The organism is Nostoc sp., from assembly GCF_036917555.1.
Classification (GTDB): Bacteria; Cyanobacteriota; Cyanobacteriia; order Cyanobacteriales; family Nostocaceae; genus Nostoc.
In genome coordinates, this window is sequence record NZ_JBALDD010000082.1 from 36796 (window position 1) to 59125 (window position 22330).

The 22330-nt window shown below is 41.3% G+C and carries 18 protein-coding genes; 12 read left to right on the forward strand and 6 right to left on the reverse strand.

Annotated elements, in window-relative coordinates:
- The first annotated feature begins 717 nt into the window (after positions 1–717).
- Genes efeU through efeB form a run of 3 tightly spaced genes read left to right on the forward strand, consistent with a single transcriptional unit; the run spans position 718 to position 4074 of the window.
- A complete protein-coding gene (gene efeU / locus V7K60_RS31650) occupies positions 718–1551 on the forward strand; it encodes an iron uptake transporter permease EfeU (protein ID WP_334931692.1) in 834 nt (277 codons plus the stop codon).
- Between the two features lie 31 nt (positions 1552–1582).
- On the forward strand, positions 1583–2776 hold the full coding sequence (gene efeO / locus V7K60_RS31655; RefSeq protein ID WP_334931694.1) for an iron uptake system protein EfeO: 1194 nt from the start codon (positions 1583–1585) through the stop codon (positions 2774–2776).
- Positions 2777–2805: 29 nt separating this feature from the next.
- Complete coding sequence (gene efeB / locus V7K60_RS31660; protein ID WP_334931696.1) at positions 2806–4074, forward strand: iron uptake transporter deferrochelatase/peroxidase subunit; 1269 nt, start codon at positions 2806–2808, stop codon at positions 4072–4074.
- An 8-nt stretch (positions 4075–4082) separates the two neighbouring features.
- On the opposite strand, the gene recN is transcribed toward efeB, so the two are convergent.
- Positions 4083–5831 (reverse strand): DNA repair protein RecN, encoded by a 1749-nt coding sequence (recN, locus tag V7K60_RS31665; RefSeq protein ID WP_334931698.1) that lies wholly within the window; start codon positions 5829–5831, stop codon positions 4083–4085.
- Between the two features lie 249 nt (positions 5832–6080).
- On the opposite strand from recN, the gene V7K60_RS31670 reads away from it, so the two are divergent.
- Complete coding sequence (locus V7K60_RS31670) at positions 6081–8072, forward strand: ABC1 kinase family protein (protein WP_334931699.1); 1992 nt, start codon at positions 6081–6083, stop codon at positions 8070–8072.
- A 31-nt stretch (positions 8073–8103) separates the two neighbouring features.
- Here the strand turns inward: V7K60_RS31670 and cysC are convergent, their stop codons facing one another.
- The gene (cysC, locus tag V7K60_RS31675) at positions 8104–8676 is read right to left on the reverse strand and encodes an adenylyl-sulfate kinase (protein ID WP_334931700.1); all 573 of its coding nucleotides are present in this window, start codon (positions 8674–8676) and stop codon (positions 8104–8106) included.
- Between the two features lie 185 nt (positions 8677–8861).
- Between cysC and V7K60_RS31680 the strand changes: the two genes are divergently transcribed.
- Positions 8862–8999 (forward strand): hypothetical protein, encoded by a 138-nt coding sequence (locus V7K60_RS31680; RefSeq protein WP_334931702.1) that lies wholly within the window; start codon positions 8862–8864, stop codon positions 8997–8999.
- 140 nt (positions 9000–9139) lie between these two features.
- Positions 9140–9280, forward strand: a complete 141-nt coding sequence (locus V7K60_RS35490) for a hypothetical protein (protein ID WP_442944503.1) — start codon at positions 9140–9142, stop codon at positions 9278–9280.
- Positions 9281–9511: 231 nt separating this feature from the next.
- On the opposite strand, the gene V7K60_RS31690 is transcribed toward V7K60_RS35490, so the two are convergent.
- The gene (locus tag V7K60_RS31690) at positions 9512–9946 is read right to left on the reverse strand and encodes a hypothetical protein (RefSeq protein ID WP_334931801.1); all 435 of its coding nucleotides are present in this window, start codon (positions 9944–9946) and stop codon (positions 9512–9514) included.
- A 193-nt stretch (positions 9947–10139) separates the two neighbouring features.
- Positions 10140–13124, reverse strand: a complete 2985-nt coding sequence (locus V7K60_RS31695) for a valine--tRNA ligase (RefSeq protein WP_334931706.1) — start codon at positions 13122–13124, stop codon at positions 10140–10142.
- 190 nt (positions 13125–13314) lie between these two features.
- Here V7K60_RS31695 and V7K60_RS31700 point away from each other — a divergent pair, with 190 nt between their 5' ends.
- From V7K60_RS31700 to V7K60_RS31715, 4 genes are read left to right on the forward strand one after another with little or no spacing between them, the layout of a single operon-like run.
- Complete coding sequence (locus V7K60_RS31700) at positions 13315–13620, forward strand: hypothetical protein (RefSeq protein WP_334931708.1); 306 nt, start codon at positions 13315–13317, stop codon at positions 13618–13620.
- A 7-nt stretch (positions 13621–13627) separates the two neighbouring features.
- Entirely contained in the window at positions 13628–14890 is a 1263-nt protein-coding gene (locus V7K60_RS31705; protein ID WP_334931710.1) for a glutathionylspermidine synthase family protein, read from the forward strand.
- A 30-nt stretch (positions 14891–14920) separates the two neighbouring features.
- Positions 14921–16192 (forward strand): MFS transporter, encoded by a 1272-nt coding sequence (locus tag V7K60_RS31710; RefSeq protein ID WP_334931712.1) that lies wholly within the window; start codon positions 14921–14923, stop codon positions 16190–16192.
- 14 nt (positions 16193–16206) lie between these two features.
- On the forward strand, positions 16207–17163 hold the full coding sequence (locus tag V7K60_RS31715; RefSeq protein ID WP_334931714.1) for an N-acetylglucosamine kinase: 957 nt from the start codon (positions 16207–16209) through the stop codon (positions 17161–17163).
- Between the two features lie 43 nt (positions 17164–17206).
- Here V7K60_RS31715 and V7K60_RS31720 read toward each other — a convergent pair whose 3' ends face one another.
- On the reverse strand, positions 17207–17947 hold the full coding sequence (locus V7K60_RS31720; RefSeq protein WP_334931716.1) for a dienelactone hydrolase family protein: 741 nt from the start codon (positions 17945–17947) through the stop codon (positions 17207–17209).
- Positions 17948–18195: 248 nt separating this feature from the next.
- Here V7K60_RS31720 and V7K60_RS31725 point away from each other — a divergent pair, with 248 nt between their 5' ends.
- Positions 18196–19632 (forward strand): McrB family protein, encoded by a 1437-nt coding sequence (locus V7K60_RS31725; protein WP_334931718.1) that lies wholly within the window; start codon positions 18196–18198, stop codon positions 19630–19632.
- Positions 19623–20825: an McrC family protein gene (locus V7K60_RS31730; RefSeq protein ID WP_334931720.1), complete on the forward strand. Its 1203-nt coding sequence runs from the start codon at positions 19623–19625 to the stop codon at positions 20823–20825. Before V7K60_RS31725 ends, V7K60_RS31730 begins: the two co-directional genes overlap by 10 nt.
- 198 nt (positions 20826–21023) lie before the next feature.
- On the opposite strand, the gene V7K60_RS31735 is transcribed toward V7K60_RS31730, so the two are convergent.
- Entirely contained in the window at positions 21024–22295 is a 1272-nt protein-coding gene (locus V7K60_RS31735) for an FGGY-family carbohydrate kinase (RefSeq protein WP_334931722.1), read from the reverse strand.
- Between the last annotated feature and the right edge of the window lie 35 nt (positions 22296–22330).

Genomic DNA, 22330 nt, shown 5'->3' on the forward strand with positions numbered 1-22330 from the left:
ATATTTTGGGATAATTTCTAACTTAAATTCGCCCTTCAAGTTATGCAATTGGTACTAAGCAGTTGGGAAACCGCCGCTACCAGTACCAAAATTTGGTATATTCCCTTCTTGTGGAATTCCATACTTAGTAAAGTCGAAGCTGCCTTCTTGTGGAATTCCAGAGCTACCCAAACCAAAGCTCCCTTCTTGTGGAATTCCATACTTAGCGGAATTGAAGCTACCTTCTTTTGGAATTCCATTGAAATTTGTAGGGTAAGATCATTTAAATTGGTATGAATCGGACTTGAAAAATGGGCATTATGAGTGAGTAAAAATACAGAAATACTGTTTTAGAGGTTGTTTGAAAAGTTGTCAAGTATACTCTGACGCAGAAACAAGCTACGCATAGCGTCTCGTATAGAAGGCGGTTCAATAATTTTCAAAATGGCTACAAACAATTGTTACCCAAAATCAACTTCAAAAGTTGCGTCCAGGCGATCACACATATATATCTATCGCACATATATTATGCTGCTGATTGGGATATAGAAGATTTTGACAGGGCGACAAAATAGGCTGGAAACAACTCCTAGCAATGCGTTGTAGGAGTTCTTTTATCCGAAAATTTATTCCTCCAGGATTTTAGAGATTTTTTACTTGCAGTTATATACAAATGTTCTCAAGTAAGTTATTATTCTCATGATGATTTGATAGTAATTATAGTTAATAAGTTTATTCATGCTTTTTCCCTTTTTGATCATGTTCCGAGAGGGCGTTGAAGCTGCGCTTGTCGTGGGTATCATTGCTAGTTATCTCAAGCAAACTGGTCGTACCCATTTGATGAAGTCAGTCTGGATCGGAATTGTATTAGCGACTTTTGTATGTCTAGCAGCGGCGATATTCTTGCAAATATCTAGTCAAGATTTTCCCCAACAAGAACAGGAATTATTTGCAGCTGTAATTTCCATCGTGGCGGTTGGGGTTCTCACCTGGATGGTTTTCTGGATGCGCCGTGCAGCTCGTTCGATTAAAGGTGAGTTACAGTCCCAAGTTGAAGCTGCCATTCAATCGGGTGATAAGGGGGGCATAGCACTAGTGGGGATGGCATTCTTTGCAGTACTGCGGGAAGGTCTGGAAACAGTAGTGTTTCTGCTGGCCACGTTTCAGCAAAATTTGGGAATTCAAGCTCCTGTGGGAGCATTGTTTGGATATGCAGCCGCAGTAGCCGTCGGTGTAGGCATCTATCAGGGTGGTATCCGCATCAACTTGAGGCGATTTTTTAAATGGACGGGAGCCTTCATTATCCTGGTTGCTGCTGGACTCTTAGCCAGTGGGGTGAGAGCCTTTCATGAAGCGGGAGTGTGGAATTCATTGCAAACAGTGGTATTCGATGCTAGTGGGATACTTCCCAATAATGGGTTTGTTGGTTCACTTTTGGCAGGATTTTTTGGCTATAACGATGCTCCTACTGTAAGTGAGGTGATCGCCTATTTTGGCTATCTAATTCCTACCATGCTGCTGTTCTTGTTAGGCGGTAACGCTGGACAGAAGACTACCGCAAGTCATTCCTAGCAACTTCAATAATTTTTAGGAAAATACAACAATGAAAAATTTTTTAAAGCACTCAACAATTATCTGTCTGATTGCCTTGACAGTAGCTGCCTGTGAATCTAATAAATCAAGTGATACTTCCGGAAGTAATTCTCCAGAAGCTAAAACTGTAGCTAGCAATACCTCTGCTAACAATTCTGCTGAAACTGCTTTGACTGTGACAGATAAAGGTTGCGAACCCAATCAACTGACAGTAGCATCTGGGCAAAACAATTTTGTGGTTACTAATAAAAGCAGCCAACCTCTGGAGTGGGAAATTTTGTCTGGGGTGAAAGTCGTAGAGGAACGAGAAAATATTGCTCCTGGTTTTGTTCAGAAAGTCAAAATCAATTTAGAACCAGGTGAGTATGATATGGGTTGCGGTTTACGCAGCAATCCCAAAGGGAAACTCAGTGTGAAAGCAGGACTTGGAGATTCTCAAGCCAAGACGACTGTAGATCAAGGTAAATTAGTCGGTGCGATCGCGGAATACAAAGTCTATGTCACTAAAGAAACTGACCAACTGGTGGCAGACAACAAGACCTTCACAGATGCCGTGATTGCTGGAGACCTTGCTAAAGCTCAGAAACTCTATGCCTCTACCCATGTCCACTGGGAACGTGCAGAACCAATAGCGGAACTTTTCTCTGATCTCGATAAAACTATGGATTCCCGTGCTGATGACTTTGCCAAAAAAGAGGTCGATCCAGAATTCACTGGATACCATCGCATAGAGAAAGCTTTATTCCAGGACAAAACTACAAAAGGGATGAAACCCTTTGCCGAAAAGCTACAGAAAGATGGACTAGAGCTACAAAAGCGCATTGCCTCCTTGACTATTGAACCGAAAAATATGGTTGGCGGTGCTGCTGGCTTGATTGAAGAAGTGGCTGCTACCAAAATTTCTGGGGAAGAAGACCGCTACAGCCATACTGACCTATGGGACTTTAGCGCTAATGTAGATGGTTCCCAAAAGATTGTGGAGTTATTGCGTCCCGTCATCCAAAAAGCTAATCCAGATTTGCTGACGCGTGTAGATAGTAATTTCACCAAAGTTAACGAAAAACTTGCTAAATACAAAACCCCTGATGGTGGTTTTGCTACCTACGACAAGGTGAGTGAAGCAGACAAGAAAGACATGAAAACAGCGATCGCTGCTCTTTCTGAAGATTTGTCTCAGTTGCGCGGCACTTTGGGCGTTAACTAATTGATGCAGAATTCCTAGAGGAGTAAATTATGTCTATCACAAAGCAACCAAGTTTACGCATTACTCCCAAGCTCCGCCGTCGTGATTTGTTAATCGGTATGGCAGCAGCAGGTGGAATAGCAGCTTTGACGACTTTGGGTTATCGTACTCTTCTGGGATCGCCTCTTGACCCATCTGAAGAGGTTGTGCCGTTCTTTGGGCTTCACCAAGCAGGTATTCTGACTCCTACTCCGGCTGCTGGGTTGATGGTTGCATTTGATACAACTGCTACAAATAAAGCCGATTTAGTGCGGTTGTTCAAAACTTTAAATGAGCGCATCCAGTTTCTCATGGCAGGGGGAACACCCAAGCCGCGCGACCCCAAATTTCCCCCCAGTGATTCGGGGATTATGGGCCCGAAGATTGCTCCCAATAACCTGACAATTACCCTAGCTGTGGGTAACTCACTGTTCGATAACCGCTTTGGACTCGGCAACTTGAAACCCAAGCGGTTAGATACTATGGCTAATTTTCCCAATGATCAGCTTGACCCAGATTTATGTCATGGGGATATACTGTTGCAATTCTGTGCGAATACAGAGGAATCGAATCTCCACGCTTTACGCGACATCATTAAGAACTTACCTGACTTGATAACTTTGCGTTGGCAAATAGCGGGGTTTCTGCCACCTAATACCCACAAAAAACAAGGCAAATCTACGGTACGTAACCTGCTTGGTTTTAAAGATGGGACGGCAAATCTCAATGCTAGTGACAACAAATTGATGAACCGGATTGTCTGGGTACAGCCAAACAGTGGTGAACCCGCTTGGACAATAGGAGGAAGCTATCAAGTGGTGCGGGTGATCCGCAACTTAGTCGAACGCTGGGATCGCACACCACTACAAGAGCAAGAGACAATTATTGGACGAAACAAGGAAATTGGCGCACCCTTGGGGATGAAGCACGAGAAAGATATTCCCAATTATGATCAAGATCCTAAAGGTAAACAAATTCCTCTTAATGCTCATATCCGCCTTGCTAATCCACGCAAATCAGAGTCAAGTTTGATTCTACGGCGTGGTTTCAATTATTCACGCGGGTTTGACAAAGCTGGACACTTAGACATGGGTTTGTTGTTTGTCTGTTTTCAAGCTGATTTAGAAAAGGGGTTTGTGACAGTGCAAAATCGCTTGAAAGGAGAACCTTTGGAGGAGTATATTCGCCCCATTGGTGGTGGATATTTCTTCGCTTTACCTGGTGTCAAGGCTGAAGGAGCTTATCTAGGTCAATCATTACTAGAAGCATCAACGGTGTAGGTTTATCTTTAATTTTTAATTTTTTGACGGTGGTTAGCAGCTTGTAATAACAGAGATTCGGCAAAAGCGATCGCATCAGTTGCAGATTTACCACCAGCTAACTGCGCTAGTTCTTCCCGACGGGTGTTTAAATTATCCAAGGTAGTAACTCTGACAACGGTACGCTGTTCGGCATTGTCATCGTTAGATTTTTTACCTTTACCTTGATTGATAGTTTGCTTATCTACGCGAAAATGCCTATCGGCCATTGCCGCAACTAAAGGTTGATGCGTAACACATAATACCTGGTTGCGTTGACTTAGCTGGTATAATTTTTCCGCGATCGCTTGGGCTACCCTTCCCGAAACCCCGACATCAATTTCATCAAATACCATAGTTCCAGCAACATCAACCTGAGAAAAACAAGCTTTCAGCGCTAGTAAAAAACGGCTCATTTCTCCACCAGAGGCAACTTCTGTTAAAGGTTGCAGTGGTTCTCCAGGATTGGAACTAAATGTAAAGGTAATTTTGTCTGCTCCCATCGCAGTTGGGAAAGCTGGTAATATTTCAACCAAAAATTTCACCTTTTCCATCGCTAGGGGCTTGAGTTCAGCTATCAAACGTGATTCTAAATTAGCAGCCGCCTTACTCCGCAATTGAGTTAACTGATTACTTGCTTGGGTGAGTTTCTCAAAACACGCCTTTTCTTGCTGTTCCAGACTTTCGATAGATTGTTCGCTGTCATTAAGTTGGGCTAATTCTGCTTGGATACGTTGGTAATAGGCGATCGCTTCTTTTAGTGTCGGCCCATACTTACGACAAATTTGCTTTAATTCCTGAATTCGTTCTTCCACCTCTTCCAATCGGTGCGGATCGGCTTCCAAACCGTCCCCATAAGCATTAATTTGCCTTCCCACTTCCATTACCGCAGCTTGCGCGTCCCGTACCAATTCCAACAGGTATTGCAGTTGGGTATCGTATTCCACCATGTCATTTAATGTCGCCTCACTGTCTCCCAATAAATCTGCGGCGGCGGGAGTTTCATGATCATTTTGATACAAAGCTTGATAAACCTTGTAACTCATTTGTTGCAAATCGACGACATGATTCAGGCGTTCCCGTTCTTGTCCCAGCTGTTCCAATTCATTAGGTTCGCTAAGATTGGCTGCTCCCAGTTCTTGCACTTGATAAGTGAGTAAGTCGAGTTGTTGCAACCGTTCCCGTTCTGATGTCCGGCGTTTTTCTAGTGCTAAATGCGCCTGTTGGTAAGAACTGAAGCTCGTGGCGACTTTATGGCGCTGCTGCATTAAAGAGTCGCCGCCATACAAATCTAACCAGTCCCTGACTTGGGCAGATTGTCCCACTTGTACAGTTTGACCTTGAGCAGTGATTTCCACCAAGCGATCGCGCATTCCTACCATGATCTGCCGATTTACCAACACACCATTCACCCGCGATCGACTACGGACATTACTCGCAGTGGCTGTGATTTCTCGGCTAATGACTACAGAATTTTCATCAAGCAAATCTATTTCTTGTTCAGTCAACCAAGCCGCTAAAGGAGCGTTTGAAGTGAAAGTAGCTTCAACCATCGCCCGACTTGTCCCCGTGCGAATGACTCGACTAGAGACTTTGCCGCTCAAAGCGGCATCAATGGCATCCAAGATAATCGATTTTCCAGCGCCAGTTTCACCTGTTAAGACATTTAGTCCCGCGCTAAACTCCAATTCCAGTTGGTCAATGAGGGCAAAGTTTTCGATTCGCAGGCAAAGCAACATCAAGCCAAATTCTCCATGAGGGCAGATGCCAGATACTTCTAACTTACAAGACAATAAATATGATCTTTCAGCAACTAGCAATACCTACTACTATTAAACTAGTATGCCTGTTTAAGTGTAGCAGACCTATTAGTACTAAGGAGCAAGGGGAGATGAGGAAGAAATAACCAATGCCCCATTCCCAATTCCCAATTTCTAAACATATTGTTACAATACTTAATGTGATCGTTCTGACTGGTGGCCTTCTTCATGATTGTTAAGACACTTCCCCCTAGTTCCCAACCGATTCAGGAGGACAGTCGCAACGGCACAAATCGCCGAGGCGACGAACTGGATGTTATTGATGTAGTGCCAGAAGATGGTACATCAAGTTTAGTTGTACGCTCACCAAGACTCTTAGCAGCCCAAAAGGTGAGGACAACAGCCCAACCTGAGACGCTTTACGATCCCGTGGGCATAGCGGCGCATTACCAAAATAAAAAAGTGCAAGTTTTACGGCGAATTTTTGCCGTGTTGGGGCCGACTCTATCCTTTGTTTTTGGATTGTGGTCGGATAGTAAACGGGGAATTGTTGTCAAAAATGACCGCCGCCGAGCCACTCAGCTACGAGTATTGCTGACCCAATTAGGGCCTGCTTACATCAAAATTGGACAAGCTTTATCCACCAGACCGGATCTAGTTCCTCCCGTATATTTAGAAGAATTAACTAAACTACAAGACCAATTACCGCCTTTCCCCAACGAAATTGCTTACCAGTTTATCAAAGAAGAATTAGGCGCACCTCCAGAAGAGGTTTACGCCGAACTCTCGGCCCAGCCAATTGCTGCGGCTTCATTGGGGCAAGTATATAAAGGTAAGCTAAAAACTGGTGAAGAAGTCGCTGTTAAAGTTCAACGCCCCGACTTAAGAGAGGGAATCACCATTGACTTGTATATCTTGCGTAACCTTGCCGCTTGGGTGCAGAAAAAGGTTAAACGGGTAAGAAGTGACTTAGTTGGGATTCTCGATGAATTAGGCGATCGCATCTTTGAAGAGATGGACTACATCCATGAGGGTGAAAATGCCGAACGATTTTTTGAGTTATACGGTCATATAAAAGACGTATACGTACCGAAAATTTACTGGGAATACACCAATCGTCGGGTCCTGACGATGGAGTGGATTAACGGCACTAAATTAACCCAGACAGAAGAAATTAGCGCCCAAGGGATAGATGCTCGTTATCTAATTGAAGTGGGTGTGCAATGTTCCTTGCGCCAGCTGCTAGAACATGGATTTTTCCATGCAGATCCCCACCCTGGTAATTTGTTAGCGACAACCGATGGCAAATTAGCTTATCTCGACTTTGGGATGATGAGTGAGATTAAGCCACCACAGCGTTATGGTTTGATTGAAGCGATCGTCCACGTTGTCAACCGTGACTTTGAAGGATTAGCAAAAGACTACGTGAAGTTAGATTTTTTATCACCAGAAACCGATTTAACACCAATTATCCCAGCTTTTGCGAGAGTTTTTGCTGATGCCCAAGGAGCCAGCGTTGCCGAACTCAACATTAAAAGCATCACCGATGAACTATCAGCTTTGATGTATGAGTATCCTTTCCGCGTACCGCCCTACTACGCCTTAATTATTCGCTCCCTTGTGACGCTTGAAGGTATTGCAATATATATAGACCCAAACTTTAAAGTTCTTAGCGAAGCTTATCCCTACGTTTCTAAACGCCTCTTAACAGATCCAGCACCGCAATTAAGAGCATCATTGCAAGATTTGTTATTTAAAGATGGTAGATTTCGCTGGAATCGCTTAGAAAACTTGTTAAAAAATGCGCGTAATAGTCAAGACTACGACTTTAATTTAGTGCTAAATCAGGGGATAGAATTTCTGTCATCTGAACGCGGTGCTTTTATTCGTGACAAACTAGTAGATGAATCTGTTAACGGACTTGATGCTTTAGGTAAAAATGTTTTGCATAACTTTACCTCCTTGTTGCGAGAACGGGTAGGATTGACAGCAGTTAATAAAACTCCAGCGGCTACAGTTGAGCAACAACAAACCTTAGAGCATATCAAACGTATATTAGGTATTCTCCAAGAAACAAGAGGCTTTGACCCAGTGCAACTTGCATCCCAAATTGCCCAATTATTGGTAAATTCAGATGTACAACGTTTAGGTCAACAAATTGCCAACCGCTTCACGCAGAAAGCTGTAGCCAGGTTAATTCGGCAATTATTGGCATCCTAGTAAAAGTTATGAGTTAAAAACTATATTTAACTTATAAACCATTCATTCTAGCAACTATATAACCTAACTCTTCTAGCTTTTCTAAGACCTTAGTTGCACTTTGAGCAACGCTTTCCTGGTTAGTTTTGCATTCGACTTCAGGACAGAGTGGTATTTCATAAGGATCATCAATACCAGTGAAGTGCTTAATTTCTCCTGCTCTTGCTTTTTTATATAACCATTTTACGTCTCGTTGTTCACAAACTTCTAATGATGCATTGACGTAAACTTCAATGAAAAATTGAATACTTTGGCGCACTTCTTCCCGAATTTCGTGGTACGGCGAAATAGCTGAAACCAATACAATTACATTATTTCTGGCAAGAAGTTGAGCTACAAAGCCAATGCGCCGAATATTTTCCTCTCGATCCTCTTTACTGAAACCCAATCCTTTGCATAGGTTTTGACGTAGTGCATCAGCGTCCAGAACTTCAACTCTGTATCCCTGTATCCGCAGTTCCTTCTCCAGGAATTGACAGATAGTAGTTTTACCTGCACCACTCAGACCAGTGAACCATACTGTTACACCACACTTTTGTTGTCTCATCCTACTTTCGTCGTACATTTTAAATGGCACACTAAAAAAGCTTTTTTAGGTAATTGTGGGTCAAATAGTAATTTTATTTTTATAATCCTTTTTTAGCAGGAATTTCAGCCATTGCAAGGCAGCCCGTGTCAGCCTTGCTACTTTTACCTCTACTGATTTCGAGTAAAGGAATCGCATAATCATACGTATTTAGGCTAAATTTAGTGCCACCATCAGCATTACTAGTGGTTTTTGTCTCTGGTCAAGACACCCTCAACTTCACCAACCAAAATGGGATTATCGGCAGCTACAACAGCAGCACAGGTGTTTTAACCTTAATCGGTAGTCGCAACCATTGCTGACTATCAAACTGCACTGCGTTCCATTACTTATACCAACAGCAGTGATAATCCTAGTCTTACACCTCGTAACCGTCAGCTTTCTAGTTAATGATGAGACTGCTAATAGTACTGCCGTTACCCGTAATATTAATATTACGGCGGTGAATGATGCGCCTGTTGCTGTTAACGACAGCATCACCACAAACAAAAACACACCCGTTATTATTAGATACTACGCTCGATTCGGGCTTGTTTCGACTTGGTACCAGTGCGATAGCAGGAAGCGATCGCTTTATCTATGATCAAACTACAGGTAATCTTTTCTTTGACGCAGATGAGATTGGTAAGGCTGCACAAGTTCAAATTGCTCAGTTCTCGAATCAGGCAGTGCTTAGTAGTGCAAATATTACTGTCATTGTCTAACGAAAGCTAACTATAGCAAGCATTGAGAGATTACTTAGTAAGAGACAGATCAACTCTTACTGAGTAATCTCTCAAAAATACACATTTGAGTGCAACACAACTACAAACTTTTAACTTTCCTCTTGGGAATAACCGTTTTTCTCGCGTTTGAGGCTTTCTTCTAAGGCTTGAATTTGTTCGCGTCTGGCTTCCAACTCTAAAGAACGCCTTGCTAAGTCTTGGTTTTGCAACGTCAGGGATTGTCGCCAATGTTCTGCTCGCTCGGCCTCATGCTGCAAAAATTCTGGGGTAATGCCGATGGTGAGGTAGTTTTCTACCAGATGCAGTACCCAGTTAGTGGCGTCTTCTAGTCTTTCAATATCGCCTGTAGGAGAAAGTTCAACTAGAACAAGCAAGTTCTCACTCATGATCTTTCCCTTTCCAAGCAGAATGAAAGCTTCTTCGGGAATTATCGCCCACAAGTTATCAGCTTCTTGACGCGCCAATAAGCGTAACTGGTGCTGGTCTAAAAAATCGTTTTTACGCACCTGGGCTAGATATAGCATGAGGGTCGCTTCGCTCCAATTCAAAATTCAAAACTTGTACTGAGCTTGTCGAAGTATTCAAAATTCAAAAAAATTTAATAAAAAAATAAGTGCCAGAATGGATATTTGGATTTTGTTAATTGGTAATGGGTAATTAGAAATTGTTAACACTCCCATTACCCATTACAGTTATCCTAAGCCAAGCAGGCGATGCCTACATTAACCCCTTAAGGCGATCGCGCAAAATTTCTGCTTGTTTCTGTGCTTCTGCTAAGGCTTCCCGCGCTCCCTGTACCACGTCGGCTCTAGCTCTATCTACAAAACTAGGATTGTTTAATCTGGTACTCAGAGATTGAACTTCTGCTTCGGCTTTACTCAAGCTTTTCTCTAGTTTGGCACGGACAGCTTCAATATCTACTACACCGCTCAAAGGAATTAGCACTTGTATTGTACCAATCACACCTGCGATCGCATTTTCTGATTCTTGTGGTTGTTCTAATTCTCTCTGCGAAAAAAAGCGGCTCCATAACCTAAGTCTCGCTTGAGCAGTGAGTAAATTTTGGCTAATAAACCAAGCTGTGTAACCAAAACCAACTAATTCAAAGAAAGTTCCGATGATCGGAATGTCATCAATGGCATACCCCACAGCTAAACCCAATCTACCAAAGACAATCGCTACAATAATTAAGCCAATTGTCTTCAAACTCCTCTGAGGTTTTTTAACAGCAACAGCTTGGCTTTTTTGCTTGTCAGTAATGGTTAAAGTCTCAACCTTAGCCAAATCTTTAATATAAGACTGTCCAGCAGTGAGAATCTCCCGCTCGTTCTCGCTTTCAGTTTGCAAATTCGCTGTCACTTTTATCCCTGGCTTAATATCCGCTTCAGCACGCAAGTTCCGAATTGTACGGATAGTACCAATCAGCAATTCAAACTGTTCTTCTAAAGCTGGATCAATCAGGTTTGCATCCACCTGCGGATAGAATTGTAAGGCTAAAGTTTGCGAGGAATCTACTGGTTGTTGGGTGAGAGTCTGCCAAATTTCCTCGGTAATATGTGGCATAAAGGGATGAAGCAGTTTCAAAATTCCTTCCAGCACGTAGGCGAGGGTTTGTTGTGCTACCCGCCGCGATGTGGGGTCTGCATCTGTTTGTAGCCTGGATTTAACCAGTTCAATATACTGATCGCAGAAATCACCCCAGATGAATTCGTAGAGTCCCTTAGCTGCTTCGCCTAAACCGTAATTATCGATGTAATTGGTGGTTTGTTTGACAACTTGATGATACCGCGAGAGAATCCAGTGATCGCTCAATTCTGTAGCTACTGGGTTCCCCAATTGTTGCGGTGTCTGTCCATCCAAATTCATCATCACAAACCGGGCAGCATTCCACAACTTGTTAGTAAAGTTGCGGGAAGCCTCCACCGATGCCGATTCATCCTTTTTGCGATCATATTCTAACCGGATATTTTGTCCAGCCCCCGCAACTTCTCTAATTAGGGTATAGCGCAGGGCATCCGTACCATATTTGTCAATTAATAACAACGGGTCAATACCATTACCTTTGCTCTTTCCCATCTTTTGACCTTTTTCATCCAGCACCAAGCCGTGGATGTAAACTGTTTGGAAAGGCATTTGTCCGGTAAAATGCCCAGCCATCATGGTCATTCTGGCTACCCAGAAAAAGATGATATCAAAGCCTGTCACCAAAGTAGTAGTCGGGTAGTAAGTCGCTAAATCTTGAGTTTGTTCCGGCCAGCCCAAAGTCGAAAATGGCCAGAGTCCAGAAGAAAACCAAGTATCTAGCACATCTGGGTCTTGTTCTAGCTTGACATTTTCACCAAATTGCGCTTGAGCTTTCTCCCAAGCTTCAGTTTCTGATTTTGCCACCACAAAGGGCGTGTTATCGGTAATTTGCCCATCCGTTTCACTAACAGCGTACCAAGCAGGAATTCGGTGTCCCCACCATAATTGGCGAGATATGCACCAATCATTGAGTTTTACTAGCCAATCACGATAGACCTTTGTCCAGCTTTGGGGGACAAACCTTGGAGAAGCTTGCTGGTCGAGGAATTCGAGAGTGTTGTCAGCTAGGGGACGAATTTTGACAAACCACTGAGTCGAGAGGAGGGGTTCAATGGGTACTTTACCGCGATCGCTATAGGGAACGGTATGCTTATAATCTTCTATCTTCACTAAAAAGCCATCTGCCTCTAAGCGAGAAACCACGTTCTTTCTAGCAACAAAGCGGTCTTGTCCTTGAAACTCCCCGGCATTAGCATTGAGAGTGCCGTCTTTATTCATAATGTTGATCAACGGCAGATTATGACGCTTACCCATGTCAAAATCGTTCAGGTCATGGGCGGGAGTTATTTTCACGCAACCCGTGCCAAAGGTGGGATCAACAAATTCATCGCCAATGATCGGAATTTCTCGTTGTAGAATTGGCAGAGTTACAGTTTTGCCGATGAGATGTTTGTAGCGATCATCATTGGGATTAACCGCTACAGCCGTATCGCCTAGCATCGTTTCTGGTCGAGTTGTCGCCACCTCTACAAAACCAGAACCATCGGTAAGGGGATAGCGGAAGTGCCAGAGATTTCCATTCACCTCTTGATTTTCAACTTCCACATCAGACACAGCCGACTGAGAAGCTGGACACCAGTTAACTAAATATTCACCACGATAAATTAAACCTTCCTCGTAAAGACGAGTAAACGCCTCAACAACAGCTTTAGATAAACCCTCATCTAGGGTAAACCTTTCCCGCGACCAGTCCACCGAGACACCCAAGCGTCGTAGCTGATTAAGAATTGTTCCCTCAGACTCCGCCTTCCATTGCCAAGCGCGTTCTAGGAACTTTTCGCGCCCCAACTCGTAGCGAGTCTTCCCCTCTGTCTTGAGTTGCTTTTCCAGCATACTATGCACAGCAATGCTGGCGTGGTCAGTTCCCGGTAGCCACAGGGTATTGCGCCCCTGCATCCGGTGGTAGCGCACGAGGGTATCAATCAACGCACTTTCAAAAGCGTGACCCATGTGTAAGCTACCGGTAACATTCGGCGGGGGAATGACGATGCAGTAGGGTTCACCGCCTTTATTGGGGTCAGCTTTGTAAACTTGGTTGTCTTCCCAGAATTTTTGCCACTTGGCTTCAGTGGAAAAAGGGTCGTAGAGACTAGGGAGATTGGGAATAGTTGCAGTCATGCGGGGCAAACTAACTATGGAAGGACTCTAATAAATTTTGCCACAGGCTTGGAGAGGGTTTGTTTACCAATTTTCGAAATCGTGGATATATCCCTTAAAAAATCTGGAAATGCGAAATCTATTTTTGACCCTTGTAGTTATCTTGAATAAATTCCGTAGCTGACATCTGTATATTCGCTCAGAAAGACTCATGAAATTGAAACCAGGTTTATTTCAACTGATCGTGTTAGTTATGACTGTATCGCTACTTGCTTCTTGTGCGACAACCCCAGAAGCAAGACAGTCAGATTGCAACTCCACAACGTCGCCAAACCAACAAGCCAATAACTGTTCTCCCTCATCTAATAGTAGCGGTAGATCAAGTGGTTACTCTGGTGGTAGTAGCATTAGAAGATCCGGTTATGGTAATTCATCGGAGGTCGGGACTTCCAGCGGTTCTTCCAACGGTCGTAGTGGTTTTGGTAGTTTCGGTCGCGGTGGTCATGCAGGTGGATAAGAGAGTTATGAATATTTTCAAAAGTCCTCAACGAAAACGTCTATTTCAGTCGATGAAAATGGGTTGGTACAACTTTGCTCCGATTGAAGAAGGAACAGGTATACCTCTAACTGACCAAGAAACACCTTACGCTCTTTATTATTGCCATCAAGTTTTACCGCAGACCATACAAGAAATCCAGCAAGCATCGGAATTAGTTGGTAGTATTTTAACCCAAACGTGGAAAATTATTCGTACTCTTGATGAAGATACACTACTTTATTATGGATTTCCTGAAGCTACAATTAAGTTAGTTAAATATGACTTTCTCGCACCATTTTGTATGCGTCTTGATTGGTGCTGGAATCAAGAGGCAGGGATAAAAAAAGTAGTAGAAACTAATCCCCAAACTCCTAGCTTTTGGTTTGAGTGTACAGATGGTAATAAAAAAGTCGCCAAACATTTTGGATTGCAAGAACCAGATTTAGATGCTCAAAAAATTTTAAAAATAACACTCAATCAACATGTCAATAGAGCCGCATTAATTTTGGGTAAACCAGTTACAGATTGTCGCGTAGCATTTACAGCTTTGAACAATGCCGAAGATTTAGGTACTATGCGATGGTTAAGCAATTACTTGGAATCTAAAAGTGCCATTTTACCCTTAGAATATCTTGGCATCAAAGATGGTGAGTATCTATTTGACCAGAGAACACAAAAACCAATAGATATACTCTTTATGTGGTATCCGGTGGAATGGCTAATCCATGATACTGATGAAAAAGGTGAAAGATTATGGCCGGCTCTAGAGCAACTAATTATTGAGAATAAAATTGTAATTGTGAATTTTGGTTCTGCTTTTGCACTGCAACCAAAGAGTGTATTTGCCCTAATTACAGATTTGGGATATGACTTTTTTTCTAACAAAGATGCTGCGACAGTCTGGGAATATTTCCCGAAAACATCACTGAGTACAACAGGAATAGGTAATTCATACTTTGCCAAACCTATTCTAGGAAGAGAAGGTGAAGGAGGATTTGCAGTTAGTTCAGGAAATATCTCTGTGCGTAGTAGTAATAATGACCCTTGGTATACACAACAGAATTATGTGTATCAAGAGTTATTAGAGTTTCCTAAACTAGAAATTGATGGCAAGTCAATGACTCAGGTTTGGGGAGCATGGCTATATAACGATGGTAGCGATAAGTTTATACCTGGAGGTGTAGGAATCCGCCTTTCTGAAGGGGAAATTACAGATAACTTATCCTATTGGTGTCCTATTGGATGCTAATTTTAATAGCATCGATAATTAGAGGCAAACATGAAACCTCAAACCACCAACTGTTCACCCTGGACATATATACCCACGCTATATTTTGCCTCCGGCATACCTTACGTCATCATCAACACAGTTTCCGTAATCTTTTACAAAAAGTTGGGAATAGATAATACTCAAATCGCTTTATGGACAAGTTTTCTCTATCTACCTTGGGTCATCAAAATGTTTTGGGGCCCAATCATTGATATTTACTCTACCAAACGCAAATGGATACTTTATACCCAATTTGCCATGTTCGCTTGTTTGGGTTTGATAGCTTTATCCTTACAACTGCCAAATTTCTTTTTTATCTCCCTTGCAACATTAACAATAGGAGCATTTATTTCTGCGACTTATGACATTGCTACAGATGGTTTCTATCTACTGGCTTTATCTCCAGAACAACAAGCCTTTTTTGTTGGCATTCGCTCACTGTTTTATAGAATGGCTGTCATTTTTGGCTCTGGAATATTAGTAGTCTTAGCAGGTCAGATTGAAGTATCTCTCAATAATATTCCTTTAAGCTGGACTATAGCTATTGGCTTTTCATCTTTAATTTTAGCAATTTTGTTTATTTCGCATCGCCTAATTTTACCTTTACCTGAATCAGACAATCAACGACAAATACAAGCTAAGGAAAATATACCATTTTGGTCAATAATTAGCTCATATTTTGTTCAAGATAAAATTATAAATATTTTAGCATTTATATTACTATACAGACTTGGTGAAGCAATGCTTGTGAAGATAGCCTCTTTATTTTTATTGGACAAACTAGAAGTAGGGGGCTTAGGGCTATCAACATCAGATGTCGGGTTAGTCTACGGGACATTTGGGGTAATATCCCTGATTTGCGGAGGAATTTTAGGAGGCTTGCTAATTTCTAGATATGGATTAAAAAAGTGCCTGTTTCCTATGGCTTTAGCTTTGAATTTACCTGATGTATTTTATGTGTATATGGCTTACACGAAACCTTCGTTGACATTAGTGTATCCTTTGGTTTCCTTAGAGCAATTCGGATATGGTTTTGGATTTACAGCTTTTAGTGTTTATTTAATGTATATTTGCCAAGGTGAATATAAAACTTCTCATTTTGCCATCTCTACTGGGATTATGGCTTTAGGCATGATGCTACCAGGTTTAATTAGTGGTTATCTGCAAAAAGCTTTTGGTTATCCATTATTTTTTATTTTGGTTTTTTTGCTGACCATTCCGGGGATGATTGCTCTATTTTTTATACCTTTAAAAGAAGAACCAAAGCGTCAGAATAATTAATATTATTACCGCTCATGAGTTATATTTTGGGAATAGATGGCGGCGGTAGCAAGACTGTTTGTATACTAATGAATGATTTGCGTCAAGTACTAGGTCGTGGTGAAGCAGGCCCATCTAATTATCAGAGTATAGGTATTAAAGCCACTCTACAATCTATTCAATCTGCAATTCACAATGCAGTTGAAGCAGCAATAATTACAAATACTGTGAATATTGATGCAATATGTCTGGGTTTAGCGGGTGTAAGTCGTACAGCAGATATCGAAGTAGTAAAAGGTTTAGTTAAAGAGTTACAGAATAACAAATTGCCTATTACTTGGGCATTACAGCCAGCGAATATTGTAATTTGTAACGATGCTTTAATTGCTTTAGTTGGTGGAATTGGTCAGCCTGTAGGAATTGTGGTTGCAGCAGGTACGGGTTCGATAGTTTTTGGACGAAATCATCAAGGACATACTAAGCGAGTCGGCGGCTGGGGATATATTCTAGGAGATGAAGGTAGTGCCTATAAAATTGCGATCGCTGGTATGAATGCAGCATTAAAATCTTATGATGGACGGGATATCTCAACGAGTTTGGTAGAGGGTTTCAAACAACATCTTAATTTGGCAAGTATAGAAGATTTAATAGAAGTAATATATCGGCGAGAATGGGGAGTCAAACAGATAGCTGCTTTAGCACCAGTTATAGATTTGGCAGCAGCGTCAGGTGATGAAGTAGCGAATAACGTAATTGACGATGTTGTAAAAGAGTTGGTAAAAGCTACATCTACAGTAATTAATGCAATTTTTAGTGCTGACTCAGTTTTAGATGTAGTTACCACGGGAAGTGTATGGCGTGGTAAATCCAAGATACATCAGAGATTTGCTGCATCTCTTATTAAGAAGTTTCCTAATATAAAAGTAATTTTTCCCAGGTATGAGCCTGCTTACGGTGCTGGTTTGTTGGCATTGCAGACAACTCAAAATTAACGGGCTACTAACTGTTAAGCGAAGAAAGCAATAATAGAAATTTTTAGTCTGCAAATATGCGCCCCAAGAAAGTTACTATTTCAGACCAAGCAGCGGTGGTAGCACTAGAATCATAACGATAACCGTCGTCGCGCATAAAAGTATGTTCTGCTTCATACAAAAAAACTTGGTGAGGTACGTTAGCATTCTCAATTGCTCTTATTATGGTTTTGCGATCGCTCTCTGGTATATGAGGGTCAAGAGTACCAAATACCATTAGCATCTCGCCTTTGATTTCACTTACCCTCTGGATTGTATCGGCTACCTCTTTACCCAGTTTGCCACTGGGAATACCAGTAGGGTAACAGCAGACACAAGCCCGAATTTCGCTTTGAAATGCTGCGCGGAATGCTAAATGTCCACCAATACAAAAGCCGAGAGTGCCTATTTGATTGGGAGAAACCGCACTCTCTGTTTTCAGAAATTCAATCACAGCAAGGCAATCGGCATCATAATCAGCTATGGAGGTTCGACGCGCATCGTCATTACCCCGCATCCGTCCCAGATCGTCTGGCTCAATTACTAAACCAACTGGTTCAATACGGTGAAAAATTTCTGGGGCTGCTACTACATAGCCGTATCCTGCTAAGTAGTTAGCTAGACGAATCATTGGATCACCTAACTGATAAATATCACTATAGAAGACAATACCAGGGTATTTTCCTGCTGCTTTGGGAGCCGCAACATAAACACGCATTAAGCTGCCATCTACTCTTAACTCAACATTGCGCTTAGTGATTTGCACTTTTTTGTCTCCGTGTTACGCTTGCTGTCATTAGCTTCTACACTATAGCGCCGCAGCATCCGGTTACTTTCAACCCACAATTTGGCGTTCTTTTCCTAGTGAAAGTTTGTTGCGATCGTCTTAATATACCCGTTACCTTAGCGATGGTAGGCTATATAGCTGTTTTAGTACCACTTGTAAATTTGGCAGCAGCATCAGGTGATATAGTAGCGGATTAAGAGAAAACATTATCTTTTAAATGAAAAATAATGGATAGTAGCCAAAACTCAAATAAATTCTTTATTTTCAATTCTTTTGAAATTATAAAAAGCTACAAAAAAAATTATTATAATGGTTATTATAGTTTTCAAAACTCTCAAGAACATATAGATTTTAGAGAAAAAGTAGAACAACCATTTAATGATTTTTGTTATTTGATATATCAGCAAATACCAAAGGAAATTGCTGCTAATGATTTTTGTGGAATAGTAAAAATGGAACGTTATCTTTTATATAAAAAGGCTCACTTACACACATATTTAGATAGATTTTCAAATTTATATATAGAGATAACAGAGCTAGGTATAGAAATAGGATTTGTAGAGGACACAGGTGAAGTTTTAGCCGAAAATATTGCCGAGATTAACCCTCTAATAATGTCCAAAATAGTTGCCCAAAATATACATATATTTTGTGATCTTTCTGATACAAATCTTAATAGCTACTTTTGGGAAAAAAATAAAATTTTAAATAATCCTTGGGAATATTTAATTGATGAATTTAATCAATGGTTTAAAGCTTATGTTCCTTTTTTATGGCTATCAGTATCTAATGAATTAATACCATCTATTAGTAAATATATAAATCCGAATAATCCTAATTATAGCTTAAAGGACTTTGCTCAAGATATTGGCTTAATAGCAGAAGACTTAGAGTTAGAGCGCTGGATACGCATAATACATCGTAAAGGTCAAGCAATTTTATATGGTTCACCTGGAACAGGAAAAACTTATATTGCTGAAAAACTTGCTCAACACTTAATCGCTGGTGGTGACGGTTTCTCAGAACTGGTGCAATTTCATATAGGATACTCTTATGAAGATTTCATTCAAGGCATTCGTCCTCAAAGCCAAGATGGAATATTAGCATATCCACTTGTTCCAGGAAGATTTTTAGAATTTTGTAAAAAAGCTGAATCTCGTGAAGATACTTGTGTTTTAATTATCGATGAAATAAACCGTGCAAATTTAGCTCAAGTTTTTGGCGAACTAATGTACTTACTTGAGTACCGAGATAGAGAAATTCCATTAGCTGGCGGTAACAGGTTTCGCATCCCGAAAAATGTCCGCATTATTGGCACAATGAATACAGCAGATAGGTCTATTGCCAATATAGATCATGCACTTCGTCGCCGTTTTGCATTTATTGAACTTCGTCCAAACTATGATGTGCTGCGACGGTATCACCTAAAAAAAGGTTTTAGAGTAGAGGGATTAATTAACATTTTACAGCAATTAAATCAGGCGATCGCAGATAAAAACTACGAAATTGGTATTTCATTCTTTTTAACAGACAACCTACGTGAAGATATAGAAGATATATGGCGCATGGAAATTGAGCCATATTTAGAAGAGTACTTTTTTAACCAGCTAAAAAAAGTAGATGAGTTTCGCTGGGATGAAATCAAGAATAAACTATGGATATAAACCCAGCACAACCAAGAATTATTGAGATTACAGAATACGAAAATAAATTATTTCCGCTTGATAAAATAGCCTATTTAGCCGGAGTCGAGTTATATGAGAAATACAAAACACAAGTAGATATAGAATTTCCTACCTATACAACGAGACAGCATTGGAAACTCAAAGCTAAAGGATGGGTAGGTTACATTCCTGTCACTCCTGAATTGCATCTAAAAATAAATCCGAAAGTGCCTATCCAAAACCTCTTCGGAATGCTGGAATATGCCTACAATTTAAAAGGGTTTCGCTTTCTCGAAGGGCTGATGGATTGTGAATCTATAGAGGAATTTTATAATAATCTGGCTCAGATATTATCCCATAAAGTTTTAGAGCGATGCCGCAAAGGATTATATCGTACTTATTTGCCTAAAACACAGCAGCTTTTTTATGTGCGAGGAAGGCTAGATGTGCGACAGGTAATTCAAAAGCCGTGGAATGTTAAACTTCAATGCAATTACGAAGAACATACGGCTGATATTAAAGAAAATCAAATCCTGGCATGGACACTTTATATCATTGGTCGTAGCAATTTATGTTCAGAAAGAGTATCACCAATAGTACGAAAAGCTTATCACGCTTTACAAGGATTAGTAACACTGCAACCTTGTAACGCAGAAGATTGTATCGCCAGACAATATAATCGCCTCAATCCAGACTATCAACTATTACATAATTTATGTCGATTCTTTTTAGAAAATAGTAGCCCCAGTCATGAGAGGGGAAATCACAAAACTCTACCTTTTCTCGTCGATATGGCACATTTATATGAACTTTTTGTTGCGCAATGGCTAAAGAAAAATACGCCACATGGTTATTTTTTCAAACAGCAACATCCAATAGAAATTAGTCAGAATAGGCACTTTACTATAGATATATTACTGTGTGATGCTGATACTGGCAAAACAATAGCAGTTTTGGATACAAAGTATAAAGCCCCAGAACAGGCAGGATATACAGATATTTATCAAATGATCAGCTACGCCAATACAACAAAATGTAAGCAAGCTTTTTTGATATACCCCAAAGACTTGACACAGCGACTAGATATTAAAAGTGAGCAAATCCAAGTCCGCAGCCTCACCTTTTCCCTAGATGATAATCTTGATTGCGCAGGTCAAACCTTTTTAAAAAACCTTTTTCTCCTAATCTGCTGAGAACTTATACCAATAATTAGTAAAGGGGACAGATGACATTCGCTTGCTGCGAAGCACCCATCCCCGAATAGCTGCCCAGATCATGAACCTGGAATCTATAGTCCGGTATCTAATCATCCCAGTATCGGCCGAGATATATCGATTGTCACTGGGATAGATACTGATTTACGAAATACCTACGAAAAGATTGTTACACAATTACTCTTGTTCACCCTTACTTGCGCCTCCCATCGCCAACAGCGCCGTTCCGTAAGCTGCTTCTGTGTACACTGATGCTACTACAGGAACCTGCAAATTACGCGCCCTAATTGCAGTCCAAGTATCATTCGCCGCGCCACCACCAGCAGTATAAACATGGCTCAATTTGTCTGCACCCATTTGTTGTAATAATTCATACCCTCGCGCTTCTATGCGGGCAATGCTTTCTAATAACCCATGCAAAAATTCCACTGGATTATCTGGACGTGGTTCCAAACGCGGCGGTAGATTGGGATCGTTAATCGGAAAGCGATCGCCTACCTTCAACAACGGGTAATAATCTAACTTACTGGCTTTTGATGCATCAATCTCCCGGCTAAGGCTTTCTAACTCAGCGTTTATGAAAAATTGCTTTAGTACTGCACCTCCAGTATTAGAAGCACCCCCAGTCAGCCACAAATCCCCCAAGCGATGGCTGTAAATCCCATATCTGGCATCTTCTACACGGGTACGACTTAACAACTTTAGTACCAACGTTGAACCAAGGGAAGTTACGGCTTCACCAGGTAATTTTGCGCCACTGGCGAGAAAAGCGGCAATACTATCAGTTGTACCTGCACACACCAGACAATCACAGCAAAAACCGAACTTATCGGCAATTTCAGGACGTAATTGGGCAATCAGAGTCCCAGGAGGTAAAACTTTGGGTAGCTGAATCGATATTTGCAAATTTTCTAGCCATTCTGGGTATTTCAACTCTTCTACGTCATAACCCAGCTTTAAAGCATTATGGTAATCGCTAATACCCAACTGTCCATGCAGTAGAAACGCCAGCCAATCTGCTTGATGCAGGAAATATCTAGCTTCACTAAAAGACGGTAATTGTCTCATCCACAAAAGTTTGGCTAGGCTGGAGGTGGCACTCAACACGGTATGATTGGGTGGTGCGATACTCCTCAAATGCTCTAGCACAGATGATCCCCGCGCATCGTTATACAGTAATGGTGCATCTACAGGGTTGCCAGCAGCATCGACCAGTAAGACGGTGGAAGAAGTCCCATTGATGGCGATCGCTTTAATTTCTCGCCGTAATTGGTCAGGTATTTGTTCCAGCAACGCAAACAAAGCCTCCTGCCAAATTTTTGGCGTAACGGCATTTGGTGAGTCATGGAAGGGATATCGCATTTCTGATTGAATACAAGAGGCTTCCTCGTCAATCACCACACCGCGTCCGCCAGATGTGCCGAAGTCGATACCCAGATATAAATTCATAATTTTTATAAATTTTTTTAATGGAGAATAAATAA